Annotated in this window: 12 protein-coding genes and 1 tRNA gene; 10 read left to right on the top strand and 3 right to left on the bottom strand. The window is 35.0% G+C overall.

What is annotated here, in order from left to right:
* The first annotated feature begins 9 nt into the window (after positions 1–9).
* The 10 genes from GZ63_RS16995 (at position 10) to GZ63_RS0100040 (ending at position 12,857) form a co-directional block, all read left to right on the top strand.
* On the top strand, positions 10–3,876 hold the full coding sequence (locus tag GZ63_RS16995; RefSeq protein ID WP_051681316.1) for a transglycosylase SLT domain-containing protein: 3,867 nt from the start codon (positions 10–12) through the stop codon (positions 3,874–3,876).
* The gene (locus tag GZ63_RS0100085; protein ID WP_051681315.1) at positions 3,876–4,358 is read left to right on the top strand and encodes a distal tail protein Dit; all 483 of its coding nucleotides are present in this window, start codon (positions 3,876–3,878) and stop codon (positions 4,356–4,358) included. The genes GZ63_RS16995 and GZ63_RS0100085 overlap by 1 nt, the downstream gene beginning before the upstream one ends.
* A complete protein-coding gene (locus GZ63_RS0100080) occupies positions 4,339–4,872 on the top strand; it encodes a hypothetical protein (protein WP_029265677.1) in 534 nt (177 codons plus the stop codon). Before GZ63_RS0100085 ends, GZ63_RS0100080 begins: the two co-directional genes overlap by 20 nt.
* Positions 4,872–5,204, top strand: coding sequence for a phage distal tail protein (locus tag GZ63_RS0100075; protein WP_029265675.1), 333 nt, complete (start codon positions 4,872–4,874; stop codon positions 5,202–5,204). The genes GZ63_RS0100080 and GZ63_RS0100075 overlap by 1 nt, the downstream gene beginning before the upstream one ends.
* Positions 5,205–5,391: 187 nt before the next feature.
* A complete protein-coding gene (locus GZ63_RS16990) occupies positions 5,392–10,611 on the top strand; it encodes a phage tail spike protein (protein ID WP_051681314.1) in 5,220 nt (1,739 codons plus the stop codon).
* Positions 10,611–10,772, top strand: a complete 162-nt coding sequence (locus GZ63_RS17690; protein ID WP_156947634.1) for a hypothetical protein — start codon at positions 10,611–10,613, stop codon at positions 10,770–10,772. The genes GZ63_RS16990 and GZ63_RS17690 overlap by 1 nt, the downstream gene beginning before the upstream one ends.
* 104 nt (positions 10,773–10,876) lie before the next feature.
* Positions 10,877–11,155 carry a hypothetical protein gene (locus tag GZ63_RS0100055; protein ID WP_029265671.1) on the top strand — a complete coding sequence of 93 codons (279 nt, stop codon included), beginning with the start codon at positions 10,877–10,879 and terminating at the stop codon, positions 11,153–11,155.
* Positions 11,156–11,169: 14 nt separating this feature from the next.
* Positions 11,170–11,406, top strand: coding sequence for a phage holin (locus GZ63_RS0100050; protein WP_029265669.1), 237 nt, complete (start codon positions 11,170–11,172; stop codon positions 11,404–11,406).
* Positions 11,407–11,464: 58 nt separating this feature from the next.
* Complete coding sequence (locus tag GZ63_RS16985; protein WP_051681313.1) at positions 11,465–11,950, top strand: HNH endonuclease; 486 nt, start codon at positions 11,465–11,467, stop codon at positions 11,948–11,950.
* Between the two features lie 4 nt (positions 11,951–11,954).
* Positions 11,955–12,857 carry an N-acetylmuramoyl-L-alanine amidase family protein gene (locus GZ63_RS0100040; protein WP_084178863.1) on the top strand — a complete coding sequence of 301 codons (903 nt, stop codon included), beginning with the start codon at positions 11,955–11,957 and terminating at the stop codon, positions 12,855–12,857.
* Between the two features lie 101 nt (positions 12,858–12,958).
* Here the strand turns inward: GZ63_RS0100040 and GZ63_RS17685 are convergent, their stop codons facing one another.
* The 3 genes from GZ63_RS17685 to GZ63_RS0100025 form a co-directional block, all read right to left on the bottom strand.
* Positions 12,959–13,105, bottom strand: a complete 147-nt coding sequence (locus GZ63_RS17685; RefSeq protein ID WP_156947633.1) for a hypothetical protein — start codon at positions 13,103–13,105, stop codon at positions 12,959–12,961.
* Between the two features lie 309 nt (positions 13,106–13,414).
* Positions 13,415–13,759, bottom strand: a complete 345-nt coding sequence (locus GZ63_RS0100030; protein ID WP_029265663.1) for a hypothetical protein — start codon at positions 13,757–13,759, stop codon at positions 13,415–13,417.
* A 325-nt stretch (positions 13,760–14,084) separates the two neighbouring features.
* Positions 14,085–14,158: transfer RNA gene (locus tag GZ63_RS0100025), tRNA-Arg, on the bottom strand.
* Positions 14,159–14,230 lie beyond the last annotated feature (72 nt).

Raw genomic sequence — 14,230 nt, 5'->3', positions numbered from 1 at the left:
GGTAAGAGTTTGGCTAATGTAAGAGAGTTAATGGCTTCTTTTGTTGCTAATTCAAGTGGAGTAAAAGCTGTTGTAAATGACATGAAGAAAGACTTTAGTGGCTTGAAAAAAAGTTCAGAACAAGCAACGCAAGGAATGTCAAAAGGTTGGCTGAAAGCAGGAGACACATTCCAAAGACAAGGACAACGCATTTCCGATCTGGGTGGCAAGGTTCAGGGATTCGGGAAAAAATGGACAAAAATGTCTGCCATTGTAGGTGGGGCAGCTGTAGCCTTAGGTGGTTCACTGCTTGCTCTAACAAGCAAGATCACAGGTAATGCTGATCACATTCACAAGCATTCTCAACAAATGGGCGTATCAACTAAATTTTATCAAGAGATGGACTATTGGGCATCTCAAAATGGTCTAAGCCAAGAACAAATGGAAAAAGCAGTTGGTCGATTAAACCAACGAATGGGATTAGCGGTTCAGGGCAACGAAAAATATGCAAGTGCTCTTGAGGCACTAGGGATTAACCTAGAAGATGTCGAAAATGGAACATTAAGTACCGAAGATGCGTTTGCACAATCCATTCAGAGTTTATCGGAAATGGAAAATGGACAAGAAAGAGCAGGTTTAGCAACGGAATTATTTGGCACAAGAATGGCACGTCAATTATTGCCTGCTTTAGAAGATGGTGCGTTATCAATAGAAGAGGCTAAAACGAAAGCGCAAGAATTAGGTATTGTTATGTCTGAGGATCAGATTCAAGCATCAGTTAAATTTCAGGATTCCATGGATAGTGCGAAGCGTGCTTTAGGTGCAGTTGGTCGTGAAATTGGATTAGCGGTTTTACCATACCTTCAAAAGTTCCTTGATTGGGTACTTGCTAACATGCCACAAATTCAAAGCAAGATAGAAAATGCTTTTGAAGCAGTTGCATCAAAAGTAAGCGAATTGATTAAATGGTTTAGCGGACTAGACCCACCTGTCAAAAAGATGGTTGGATTATTTAGTGGTTTAGCAGTAGCAATAGGCCCTATAAGTATAGCGCTAGGAACACTAATGAAAGTATTCGGTCCATTTACCACAGTTATTGGGAAAGCGATAACCAAAGTTGGAAAAATGGGTGGCTTACTTCCAATTTTAAAGAAAGGATTTGTAGGATTAACAAATCCTATTGGAATTGTTATAACCGTATTGTCAGCTCTTACCTTAGGATTTGTAACAGCCTATAATAAATCGGAGACGTTTAGAAATGTTGTTAATCGGTTAAAGGATGCCTTTTTAAATGCGGTATCAGGTATCAAAGAGTTCTTGACAACTAACCCACAGATTCAAGCATTTCTTAACGGAATGAAAACAGGGTTTCAAACCATGAAAACCCATGTTTCTAATGCTATCGGAACAGTAGTCAGTTTTTTTAAAGAAAAGATAGCGCAAATGAAGGCCTTCTGGGATTCAAACGGAACCCAGATATTACAAGCATTTAGAAATGTGTTTAATTCCATTAAAACTGTTGTTAGTCCTGTGATGAATTTCCTTATGGCTATCTTCCGAAAAACCTTCCCTATCCTAAAAACGATACTAGGTGGGGCGTTTAAGGCAATGTTAGCCATTGCAAAAAGCGTCTGGGGTAACATAAAAGGTGTTGTCAATGGGGGTCTACAATTCATCCAAGGATTGATCAAGACCTTTTCAGGATTATTTACAGGCGACTTTTCCAAGATGTGGGAAGGCATCAAAGATATATTCAAGGGTGCTATTAAGTTTTTATGGAACTTTATTCAGTTATCTTTATTCGGTAAGTTGCTAAAAGGTGCAAAAGCCTTTGCCAGTCCATTTAAGAATATATTTTCTAGGGTCTGGAATGGAATAAAAAATATTTTTAATAAAGTTGTTACTTGGATAACGACCTTTGTCAAGAAAATGTTTAACGGTATGAAGAATACCGTTTCAAGTATAAATAATGGCATAAAAAACGTTATAAATAAAGTTTGGAATGCTATATCATCATTCTTTAATAAAATAGTTTCTAAAATAGTTAATTTTGTTAAGAAGCGTTTTAATATTATGAGGGAGTTTGTTTCCTCGATCACAACAAAGATCAAAAACGTTATAAGCAAAATATGGAATCAAATTTATTCATTTTTTAGTAAAATCGTTAGTAAAATCGTTAATTTTGTAAAAAAAAGATTTAATAACATGAAAAGCACCATTTCTAATATTACCAATAACATCAAGAACCTATTAAGTAAGATATGGAACTCCATAAAAAATACCATTTCTAATTTAGTTACAAGCATTTTTAATAAAGTTAAAAGCATCTGGAATAACCTTTTTAATACAACGAAGTCTATTTTTAATAAGGTTTTCAATACGGCTAAGAATATCTTTAGTAATATAAAAAGTAATGTTACGAACGCTGTTAAAAATACTTTTGATGGTGTTAAAAACGCTTGGAATAATATCAAAAAGAAAACGTCAGAGGTATTCAGCAAAGTATTTGACAATGTTAAAAGTACATTCACAGACATTGTGGATGCAGCTAAAAAATTACCGGGCAGAATCGGTGATGGAATTGGAAACATGGCATCCAAAGTCATGAGTGGGGTTAAGAAAGTAACGAATAAATTAGCTGAAACATTAGGAAAAGGGGTAAATGGTGTTATTGGTGGTGTGAATTGGGTATTAGGGAAAATTGGTGTTAAATCCAAAGTACCTGAATGGGATGTACCTAAGTTTGCTAAAGGAACTAAAGGTGCAGGTCATAAAGGCGGTTTAATGTGGGTTGGTGATGGTAAGGGAAGTAATAAAGGGAGCGAATTAATTTCTACACCTGATGGAAATCACTATTTAAGTCCTGATAAACCTACATTGACCTACGGAGAAAAAGGAACTCACGTTTTATCAGCTAAAAACACAAGAAACCTATTTGATTCTATACCTAAGTATGAAGATGGAACATATGATTATCAAATTGGTGGTGCAGTTTCTCAAGGTTCTAATGTAAATGAAATGAAGAAAGCAAAAGCACCTAACGTTTGGGATTACATCACAAAACCTAAGTTATTATTAAATAAAGCACTTGATTATCTAGGTTTTAAAATGCCAAGTGGTGTTGAGTTTATTGGAAAGATGGCAAAAGGTCTTGCCAAGAAAGTCAAAGATGGCGCTGTTAGCTTTATCAAAGGTGAAACAGAAAGTTTTGATTTTGGTTCTGGTGCTAATGCAACAGGAAATGTCAAACAGTGGATTGCTAAAGCAATAGCGGTAACAGGAGTACCTAAAGCATGGCAAAATGCATTAGAAACAATCGCAATGAAAGAATCAGGAGGAAGAACTGGACCGAGTACCGTTAATAAATGGGATATAAACTGGAAACGTGGTACACCATCTATGGGTCTTATGCAGACAATTCAACCTACATTTAATGCTCACAAAAAGTCAGGTATGGATGACATTATGAATCCTGTGCATAATGCTGTAGCCGCCATTAATTACATCAAGTCAAGATATGGAAACGTGTTTAATGTTCCGGGCATTCGTGCTCTTGCGCAAGGAAAATCTTATGTCGGCTATGCTGATGGTGCATTTGGCATTAACCGCAAACAGTTGGCTTGGATTGCAGAGGGTGGTTGGGCAGAATCAGTCATTAGTCATGACCCTGCCAAAAGAAAAAGCCAACAGGCGATCTGGGAAAGAACAGGAGATGCACTAGGATTTAAAGATGAAAAGCACAATAAAGAAGTATTGAGTGAATTGAAACGTATTGCTAGAGCAGTTGAACAAGAACATGATTATGCAGTAGTCATGAATGGTCATGTAGTAGGAAAGATGGTTGAACCTTATGTTACAAAACAACAGAAACGAAAGAGCTACAGAGGTGATGGATAATGTCGAGTAATTTCACCTTTAATAATATAAAAAAGCCTTATATTCGTATTTTGGAAATGGAGAGACCTTATTGGGCGCCAATCAAAAGAAATAAAACGAAAGTTCCTCATAAAATTGGTGAAAAAGTGTCGGGAAAAGAAATAGAGGGATTGGTCATACCTGTTAAACTACGAATAGAAGGGGATAGCAAAGATGACTTGCTAGATAAAACAGAAGAAATGGCAGATTGGCTCATCACAGATGAAGAAAAACCATTAGTTTTTGATGATAGACCTAACCGAACGTATTATGCCATAGTTGAAGGGGATGCAATTCCTGATCAGGAAATTGTGTCCTTCTCCACCTTGAAAATAAATTTCCTATGCCCTGACCCTCGAAAATATGGTGAACCTAAGAAAACCATAGCACTAAAGAAATTCACATGGGAAGAATACGAAGGAATGACGTGGGAGGGATTAGTTAATGGCAACAACAACCCCTAATTTAAAATTAGTTAAACCTGAAATGACAGATGAAATTGATACAACCTTAGCAAATTTCGGTCGAAATTCAGATAAAATAGATGATGAAATAAAGGCAATCAAGAGTAATATTAGTTCTATTAAGAGTGATGTATCAACTTTAAAACAGGATTCAAATAAAGCTAAAAGTGATATCAAAGGGTTACGTTCTGATGTTGATAGCAATGAATCAAAAATTAATTCTAACACTGAATCTATAAGTACGAATAAATCAAATATCAGCACGAACACAAGTGATATTGATAAAAATAGTGATAGCATTAGTACAAACAAAAGTAATATAACTAAAAACACTAATAGCATTAGTGATATTGAAACAGATATAACAAATATTGATGAATCTATAAAAAGTGTTCAAAATGACTTACAAGCCAATAAGGAAAGCATTTCAACTATGCAAACCTTATTAGATGATATAGATGAAAGGCTCAAGGCATTGGAAGAACCTGAACCAGACCCAGAGGGTGGGGCATAATGCGTTGGTTAGAAATATCACAAGCAACAGAAATAGAGGTTAAAGGAAATGCAGGTGCAGAACCTTTCGTTACAGTAGTTATGAAAGAAGATATGCCTTATCTACAATTGAGTAAAAAAGATGAAATATTGAGATTGCATTATGATTTTAAAAAGAATGATGTAATAAAAATTGATTTTGAAAAAAATAAAGTCTTTATTAATGATAAATTGCAAATGAAAACCATTGATCTGTTATATGCTGACTTTTTTAGTTTTGAATCAGGAATCAATTTAATCAGAACGATACCTTCTATGCAGATAGAAGTGGAATACACAGAAAGGTGGAAGTGATGATGAATCTTATTAAAGAATTTTATGAAGATGGAACTGTAAGATATAACACGACAGATAAAGTGCCTAAATATACGCAAAGGTTAATAGGATTTGAATTTATTGTCAGGGATGGCGATCGATCTTCTTCAATATCGTGCACAGAAGATGGAATAAAATCATCTGTAAGTTGTTAGGATGATAGCAAATGCGAGAGAAAATATTTATATTTGATAAGTTTGATAATATTTTAGCAGTGACAGATAAATATATAGAAGCACCTTTCAAGGAAACAGTTAAGAAGCCTGTTTCCTTTTCTATTGTTTTTCCTGCTGATGATCAAGATGCCGATTATTTAGTTGGTGGAAATCAGGTCGCATTTAGAGACTTAAAAGGTAATCTAAGATTGTTTACTATTCGTGAAACAGATGATCAGGATGGAGAATCAACGGAAAAAGAAATACAGTGCAAACCTGCTATGGATGAATTAACAGATGTAATGGTAGAGGAAAGGAAGCCCCAGGACAGATCGGCCGAGTTTGTTCTGGGGTTAATTTTAGAAAACTCAAGATGGAAAGTAGGGAATGTAGCTAATTTAGGGAAAAACTCAACTAGCTTTTATTTCAAAAGTGCCTATAAGTGTCTTGAAAAGCTAATCGAAACATGGGGCGGAGAAGTTATTGATCGCATTGAAATAAAAGACAATAAAATAGTTGGAAGATATATAGATATCCTAGATCGAAAAGGTGAAGATAAAGGAAAGCGATTTGAAATTGGTAAAGATATTCAAAACATTACTAGAACCATTCTTTATTATCCTAAAACGGCTTTATATGGAAAAGGTTCATCATTGGAAACGGAGGGTGGTGGCCATAGCCGAAAAATAACATTTCGTGATGTTGTTTGGTCTAAGGATAATGGAGACCCAGTTGATAAGCCGAAAGGGCAGGAATGGGTCGGAGATGAAGATGCAAGAAAGAAGCATGGCATCTATAACCCTGAAACAGGAGAAATGGAACACCGTTTTGCTCTTTATGAAGATAATGAAGAAAAAGAGCCAGAAAAACTTTTAAATAAAACATGGCAAGCGGTTCAGAATGAAAAAGAACCAAAGGCACAATATGAAATGTCTATTAAAACCTTTTATAAAATATCAGGTTATGAACACGAAGAAGTGTTCATTGGCGATACAGGCATTGCTAGGGATAAAGATATCAAACCAATGATACTCATTGAAAGTCGTGTTATGGAAATGACTTACGATATTGGAGACCCTAGCAGCGGTGATGTCAAACTTGGCAACATATTAGATTTAGACCCAGACAATACTGACATTGATTGGGTTGTAGATAAGGTAAAAGAAGATAGTGGAAATTGGGATGCAGGAGGTGGACCTGTAACAGATGAAAAATTCCCAGACATTAAGCCAGATGTACCTAAAAATGTTAAAGCAGAAGGGTTATTTAAAACGATCATGCTTTCATGGGACTATGAACCAACTCATATAATATCAAACTATGAGGTATATGCTTCAGAAATTAATGGATTCACTCCTGATAAGACAAATTTAGTTTACAGGGGGAAAGTAGGGGGTTATAACTTTGAAGCTGATACAGATGAAAAATGGTATTTTAGAGTACGTGCAGTAAACACGCATGGTACACCTAGTGATTATTCTGAACAAGTAAGTGCTTCAACTGTTCAATTAGAATTACCTGATCTGGAAGATATTGTTCCTGAATTTATTGAATATAGCATTTATGAAGGAGAAGAAGCACCTAGTCCTGATGATTATAAGTTTTGGCTAGACATTAGCAATAAACCTTATGTTTTAAAACGTTGGAATGGTACAGAATGGGTTCCTTTGTCACCTATAAGCGCAGATGATATTGGGGCAGTCGATATCGGTGAATATCAAGAAAAAGTCGGGGAAATCATCACAGATTTAGCAGATAAAGTTGATGCTGAATTTGTTAATGGCAAGCTAGTTGATAAAGCGAATAAAGATGATGTTTACACCATTGAACAGTTAGATGATATGTTTGACAATGTCGTATCAAAGACAGTTTATGAAACAGATAAAGAAGGCATCATAACGGATTTGAAAAGTCATGAGACCCGTATTAGTCAGTCAGAAAAGGATATTAAAACTAAGGTAAATGATACACAGTATCAACAGGATAAAGAAAGCCTTGAAACATCAATATCAGATAACCAATCTTCTATTGAACAAAACGCAAGGAAAATTGAATTAAAGGTATCTGATGAACAATATCAGACTGATAAAAAAGGAATCTTGAATAATATAGAATCAAATACCAGCAGTATCGAACAAAATGCTAAAAAGATCAGGTCAAAGGTAGACGAAACCTATGTACAAGGCGAATTAGGGAAAATTGACATTGGTGGAAGGAATTACTTTGTAAGAGAAAAAATTAATAATCTTGCATGGGTTGGAGGTGACATATTAGAGTCTAGATCAGATTGGCGAGGGTATTCTTTTCCTGTTGAAGAAGGAGAAGAGTGGGTATTATACAGATTGTCTGATACGAATAATCGTTGGGCTGTATATTGGTTTAACGAAGAACCGAAGGAAGGTTCTCCCGTAATCGACAAAGCTTTTAGGTTAGATGATCAACCTCCAAATACTGAAAACAAATTAAAAGTACCTCAAGGAATTACATGGGGTTTTATCTATTTGTCAAACGCATCAGATGATATACCTGACATTATGCTCGAAAAAGGCAACAAAGCCACCGACTGGTCACCTGCGCCGGAAGATATGGAAAATGAAATCGACAATTTACAAAAATACACAAGCGAGATCGAGCAAACCGCAAAGGGAATTGAAAGTGAAGTATCTGGATTAGAGACAGACTATAAGACATTTAAAGACGATACAAACTCAACATTTAAACAACATTCAGACAGAATCAATAGTAAGGTCAACGAATCCTATGTCATTGATAAAATCAACGATTTAGAGATTAGTGGAAGAAATATTTTAAGGAATACCGACTTTAATGAAGAAGAAAACGTAACAAATTTAATACCATTTGAAGAAACCGAAATTGATCAAACATCCCCATATTCAAGCTATGTAACATACACAGGAGATATAGCGAGAGTCAGAAAAAGACCTGCGGTCAAGGGAGATGAAGTCGGCTTTATATTTCCTGAAACATTTTATGTTGAAAAAGGAAAAAAATATGTTTTATCATTCGTTGAAAGAAGGACTGGAGGAAGTCCTAGAGTTGACTTCAGTTTAATTAAAATATTTGATAATGAAAATGAACAATCGTTAGATATAACAGAAACATCATCTAGGTACGATACAAATTTACAAATTTTAAAGTTTGAAGCTAACCAAACTATGAAAGAAGCACAATTAAAAATTGGTGGAGTATCATCAAGAGATACAAGCAACAGTTGGTTCAGAATATGGGAAGTGCAACTTCAAGAAGGAACAAGAGCATTGCCATGGCAACCTAATCCTCAAGATATTAAATATGACATTAAAAAATTAGGTTCTGAAATAGATCAACAATCAAAGGAAATAGCTTTAAGGGTTAAAGAAGAAAAATACGAAACTGACATGGATGATATGAATATCAGAGTAACTGAAGCAGAATCGAGCATTACACAAAACGCAGATAATATTAAATTAAAAGTAGAAAAAAATGGTGTCATTTCAACTATTAACCAATCCCCAGAGGAAATTGAAATTGATGCTGAACGTGTATCTATCGATGGTGATTTAGTAGTAGAAAATGGAAAAGTCTATATCAAAGATGGAATAATCACGAATGAAATGATTGCAGGAGATGCAAAAATAGATTTTGCTAAGATCGCCAATGTAGAAATAACAGATGCTGATATAAAAGGAAGATTAAGAGGTAATCAAGTTGCAGTTGGACCTGAAACCGTATTTGAAGAAGGTTACGACCCAACACAAATTGAATTAGGCTCTAGTAACATATTATCCTATACGGATTTTAGCAAAAAACATCATGTTGATGATTGGGTAAGTTGGATAAGCTATATAAAAGGATTAAGTACAAGAGAAGTAGACGGATATAATTTCTTACATGTAAATGTAGGAAGTGGTGTCGAAGAAGGTGATAACCCTAGAATAAGAACACCTTATCGTTATAAATTAAGAAACGGAGAAACCTACACTTTTTCTATGATAGGTTTTTCAAGTGATTGGTTAGATTCAGATTTTACTTCTTGCGGTATATATTATAGCGGTGCAATAAGAGAAAGTTTCAATTTTTCAAAAGAGAAAATAGACACGATTGAATATAACGGATTCAATAAGTCTTTATATAAATATACCTACACGTTCACATATTCTGGAGATAGTGCAGATGATATTGCAATATTCATTGGTTCCGAATCAACAAATGGGAAAGCTGCATATTTCCTTTTTGGGGAACCTAAGTTAGAAAAAGGGAAGAAAGCGACAGAGTGGAATCCTTACGAAGCATGGGTTTATGGAGATACTACTTATATTGATGGAGGAAATCTTTACAACGATACCGTATCTACAAATGCCTTGAAAGCAGGAATAGTTGATACTGGAAAAATAACTGTTGGTGTCCATGATGGTAAGCAGGAAATTAAGATTGATGATACAGGATTTGTTTCTGTTGATAGTAGTGGAAATGAAAGAATCCACATTGGCATTAGAAATCTTGGAGGTAAAGGGCAATCAGACCCTAGTACAATAAGGTTCTTCAGCGGTAATGGCAGTAAATCGGCAGGAGTTGGAATGAACGTCAATGATACGTTTGTAGTTGGTACTGAAGCATCAGATGTTTATGTAGAGTACAGAGCGAAAGAATATGCCACTCATTACGCAAAGCAACATAGGTTTGTAATGAGTAATGATTCTAACTATTGGATATTCAGCAGATCAAACTATGAAGGAGATGGTGCATGGAATCAAACGATTAAACCTAATGTTAGTGGTTGGGGTTATATAGGTAATCCTAATGCTAGGCTATGGAGAATATACACGAACCACATCCACCGAAATGAGGAGCACAAATTATCTAAAAGAGAATCAAAAGAAAATATAAATGACTTAAAGACTGAAAAAGCACAAGGAATTTTTGACAACATAAAATTGAAATCATTCCATTACAAGACGGATGGTCAAAAGAATGCAAGATCAACACGAAGAAAAGAAAGCTATGGAATGATTTTAGATGAAGCACCCTATGAATTAATTAGTGCAGATGGCGAATATGTTATACAAGATAATTTTGTAGGTGTTATTGCAGGTTCTTTAAAGCATCAAACAAACAGAGTGGATGATCTATACAATGAAAACAAACAATTAAAGAATAAATTGGAATCACAAAATGAAAGGATAGAAACGTTAGAGAAAGCAATAATTGATCATTTAGGAGGTACTTATTGATGGAACAACAAAAAGTCAATCTACAATATGCTTATAATTCGTTGATGCAAAGCTATATGGATTTAGTGAAGGAGAATAGTTATAAAGATGCGATCATAACTAGTCAGCGAGAAAAAATTGACGAATTAAAAGGAGATAATAAGGATGACAACACCGATTAAAAATCAGGTGTTATTTTTATGCTATTTTAAAGGTGGCGATGATATTCGTTATCTTTAAACGATATAGGATGTATTAATATATATAGATTCACAGGGGGTTGAGCATGAGTGAACAATGGTATAGCAACAAAGAATTATTTGAACAGTTAAACGCAATGCAAGGCGATTTTCGAGATCTACGAGCGGAAATGAAAGAAACGAGAAATATTATTAAAAAATATAACGGATTGAGAGAAGAACTAGGGGCAGTCAAAGAACAAGTAAATGAAATGAAAGCTATGACACAAGGCAAACAATCAGTAGGTGAATCCATTCGCAATTGGGGCGGATGGATTTTTGCTTTGATTACACTAATTATTTTACTAATGAATCAGTCCATTTAAAGGAGGTGATAAACATGCAATTTAATAAGAATATGATCGTTCGTATTGTTGTGCTGGTAATAGTTTTAATCAACCAATTCTTAATAGGATTTGGATTTGACCCTTTGCCATTTACTGATGAACAAATTTATGAGGCTGTATCAACAGTAGCAACAGTTGTGATGGCTCTGATTGCCACGTATTTTGATACAGATATTACTAAGCAAGCTCGACAAAATAAAAAATATTTAAAAGATCATGGCATGAAATAAGACGCTCGAATTGGGTGTCTTTTTTTAATGCAAAAAATATTAAAGGAGAGTGGTAAAAATGGTTATCAAAGAAAACCATGATAAGCCTGATCTTTCTAGACAATCCAAAACAAAGGGGCGAACCATGGACGGTGACGGTTATGTCATAGTAAGAAAACCGAATCATCCTAACGCAAACAATAATTATGTTCGAGAGCACAGATTAGTTATGGAGAAACATCTAAGAAGAATGCTACGGCCCGATGAGATTATCCACCATAAGAATAAAGTCAAGACGGATAATAGGATTGAGAATCTGGAGTTGTTAACAGCACAACACCATAGAAGATTGCACAACACACTTGATAAAAAAGGTGTAAGAAAGTACAACGTTAAGGAAATAGAAAAGCTTTATTCGCAAGGATTTTCTGGTAGATATATAGCGAAACAATTAGGTATTGGCAAGTCAACAGTAGCTTCCTATGTAAAAGAATTAGGTATATCGCGCCCGAATATGAGCGCAAGAAACGAAAATGGACAATTCATAAAAAGAGAGGTTGTTTGATAATATGGTACGTATTTTTATTGATGCAGGACATGGTGGCAGTGACCCAGGTGCACAAGCTAATGGTATTAAAGAAAAGGACATCACATTAAAGATTGCAAAGAAAGTGCAGCAGTACTTTGGAGAATATAAAGGCGTGTCAGTTAAAATGTCACGAACAGGAGACAGCTACCCTACATTGACACAAAGAACTAACGAAGCTAATGCATGGGGTGCAGACCTTTTCTTATCTATTCATATTAATGCAGGTGGTGGAACAGGTTATGAGGATTATATCTATACCACCGTTTCAAGTTCTTCAAAAACAGGAAAAATCCAAAGTGATATCCATAATGAAGTGATGAAAAAGATTAATATGAGAGATCGAGGAAAAAAGAAAGCTAACCTCCATGTATTACGGGAATCGGCTATGCCAGCCGTACTCACTGAAAATGGATTTATTGACCATAGCTCTGATGCAAGCAAGATGAAATCACAGTCTTGGATTAATGATGTTGCACGTGGCCATGTTAATGGTATTGCTAAAGCATTTGGTCTTGAAAAAGGGAGTGGTGGATCTACACCTAGCGATGGCACCTACACCGTTAAAAAAGGCGATACTCTATGGGAAATCGCTAAAGATCATGGTATGACTGTAAAAGAATTAAAATCCTTAAATAACCTTAAAGGTGATACTATCCATCCTGGACAAGTATTGAAAGTAAGTGGATCCGGAAGTTCAGGAGGTTCCACATCCTTTGCTGTAGGGGATAAAGTAACCGTCAAGAAAACAGCGACTCATTTTGCTACTGGAGAGTCCATTGCAAGCTACGTTAAAGGCAGTACCTACAAAATCATTCAAGTTAAATCTGATCGGGTGCTGCTGGATGGGATCATGTCTTGGGTGTATAAAAAAGACGTGAAATAATAATGAAGACCGCTCTTTTTAGGGCGGTCTAAAAATTACTTACCTTCTATACCTTGATTATTAATCTTGATCAACAGGTACTGGTATTGTTAAATTGATGTTTAGTTGTTGCATTCGCCATCTTTTCCTTTCTTTTTTCTCCGTTTTTCTTCCTCTATGATTCTAGGTATGCTAGTCCTAAAAAAGAATCTATCCATTTCTTTTTTTGTTTCCGGCGGAATGTCTTTCATGTCTAATTTGTATTTCACTTTTTCACCTCCTAACTAAATTTGTGCTATCTCGTTGATTGTTTTATTCATCTTACCATAATTTAAAAAATATGTTGTACTGTAAGAGAGGTAAACCTTCCTTCTCCCTGGTCCTTAATCATTGTGCTTAGTTACCTTGTCCATAGAGTCCCCTATATCGGTAGTAGCTGGTGCGGTGATTAGGACTGTAATATGCTTTTCCTAAAGATGAATGATTTCATATAAAAAAAGAGCTACCCTATTTCGGGTAGCTTATGTAGTTTGAAGGGAAGTTTTATTAGTTTGGCCAAACAGGTTTGTTATTATGCACTATACATTCCATATTCGTTCTTTCCTTTCAAATTCCTTCACTTTAAATAAATATTCATGCATAACCTCACTAGTCATCAATTTCATTTCCTCTGGAGTATATTCTATAACTTTTCCATTCACATTATACGTGCACTGATCGATAACTTTTACATCTAAATGGTATTTACTAATTAAAGTTTGTTTCAGTGAATAAAAATCTTTCTCCATTCTGTCTATAACCGCATCCAACTTATCTAAATAAAGATTCCTCATCTTAAATGATTTAAATTGATTCTGATCTTGCTTAAACACTGTAACTGCTAAAGGCATTGCTATAAATTTATCAATTAAATTTTTGTTCATGACAAGTTACTCCTTTGGGAACATTTGTTCTAATAATATAGAAACTATAGGGAAAAGTCAATCTTAAAAAGGATAAATAAAATAGGTTTTCTTTTTTAGTAACAGCAATTTAAAAAAGGCCCACCGCAGCAAGTAGGCCTATGTAATTTGAAGAGAAATTTTATTAGGTGTGATTTTTGTTTTTTGCTACGGAGCACTATTAACAGTTATTTGATCGAAAAAAATTAATAGGTTAGAAGTTTGTTAGAAATATAGCTATAGAAAACAAAATTAGCAAGGTTCCGAAAGTTGCTCGGAGCCTTGCTACTATTAACTTTCAACATAACGCGCCCGAGAGGATTCGAACCCCCGACACATGGTACCGGAAACCATTGCTCTATCCTGCTGAGCTACGGGCACATATTAGACACATTAGATATTATAACGTTTTCTATCCATATACACAAGAGTTTTATTATATGTAATGTAATT

The organism is Virgibacillus alimentarius (assembly GCF_000709085.1).
Classification (GTDB): domain Bacteria; phylum Bacillota; class Bacilli; order Bacillales; family Amphibacillaceae; genus Virgibacillus_B; species Virgibacillus_B alimentarius.
The sequence above is the reverse complement of the archived record's forward strand: the minus strand, read 5'-3'. Positions and strand labels throughout refer to the sequence as shown.

Bases quoted from the DNA above. Each gene is read 5' to 3' on its own strand.
- GZ63_RS0100075 (WP_029265675.1), top strand. From the start codon at position 4,872: ATGCGTTGGTTAGAAATATCACAAGCAACAGAAATAGAGGTTAAAGGA.
- GZ63_RS0100085 (WP_051681315.1), top strand. From the start codon at position 3,876: ATGTCGAGTAATTTCACCTTTAATAATATAAAAAAGCCTTATATTCGT.
- GZ63_RS17690 (WP_156947634.1), top strand. From the start codon at position 10,611: ATGGAACAACAAAAAGTCAATCTACAATATGCTTATAATTCGTTGATG.
- GZ63_RS0100030 (WP_029265663.1), bottom strand. From the start codon at position 13,759: ATGAACAAAAATTTAATTGATAAATTTATAGCAATGCCTTTAGCAGTT.
- GZ63_RS0100080 (WP_029265677.1), top strand. From the start codon at position 4,339: ATGGCAACAACAACCCCTAATTTAAAATTAGTTAAACCTGAAATGACA.
- GZ63_RS0100055 (WP_029265671.1), top strand. From the start codon at position 10,877: ATGAGTGAACAATGGTATAGCAACAAAGAATTATTTGAACAGTTAAAC.
- GZ63_RS16985 (WP_051681313.1), top strand. From the start codon at position 11,465: ATGGTTATCAAAGAAAACCATGATAAGCCTGATCTTTCTAGACAATCC.
- GZ63_RS0100050 (WP_029265669.1), top strand. From the start codon at position 11,170: ATGCAATTTAATAAGAATATGATCGTTCGTATTGTTGTGCTGGTAATA.
- GZ63_RS0100040 (WP_084178863.1), top strand. From the start codon at position 11,955: ATGGTACGTATTTTTATTGATGCAGGACATGGTGGCAGTGACCCAGGT.
- GZ63_RS16990 (WP_051681314.1), top strand. From the start codon at position 5,392: ATGCGAGAGAAAATATTTATATTTGATAAGTTTGATAATATTTTAGCA.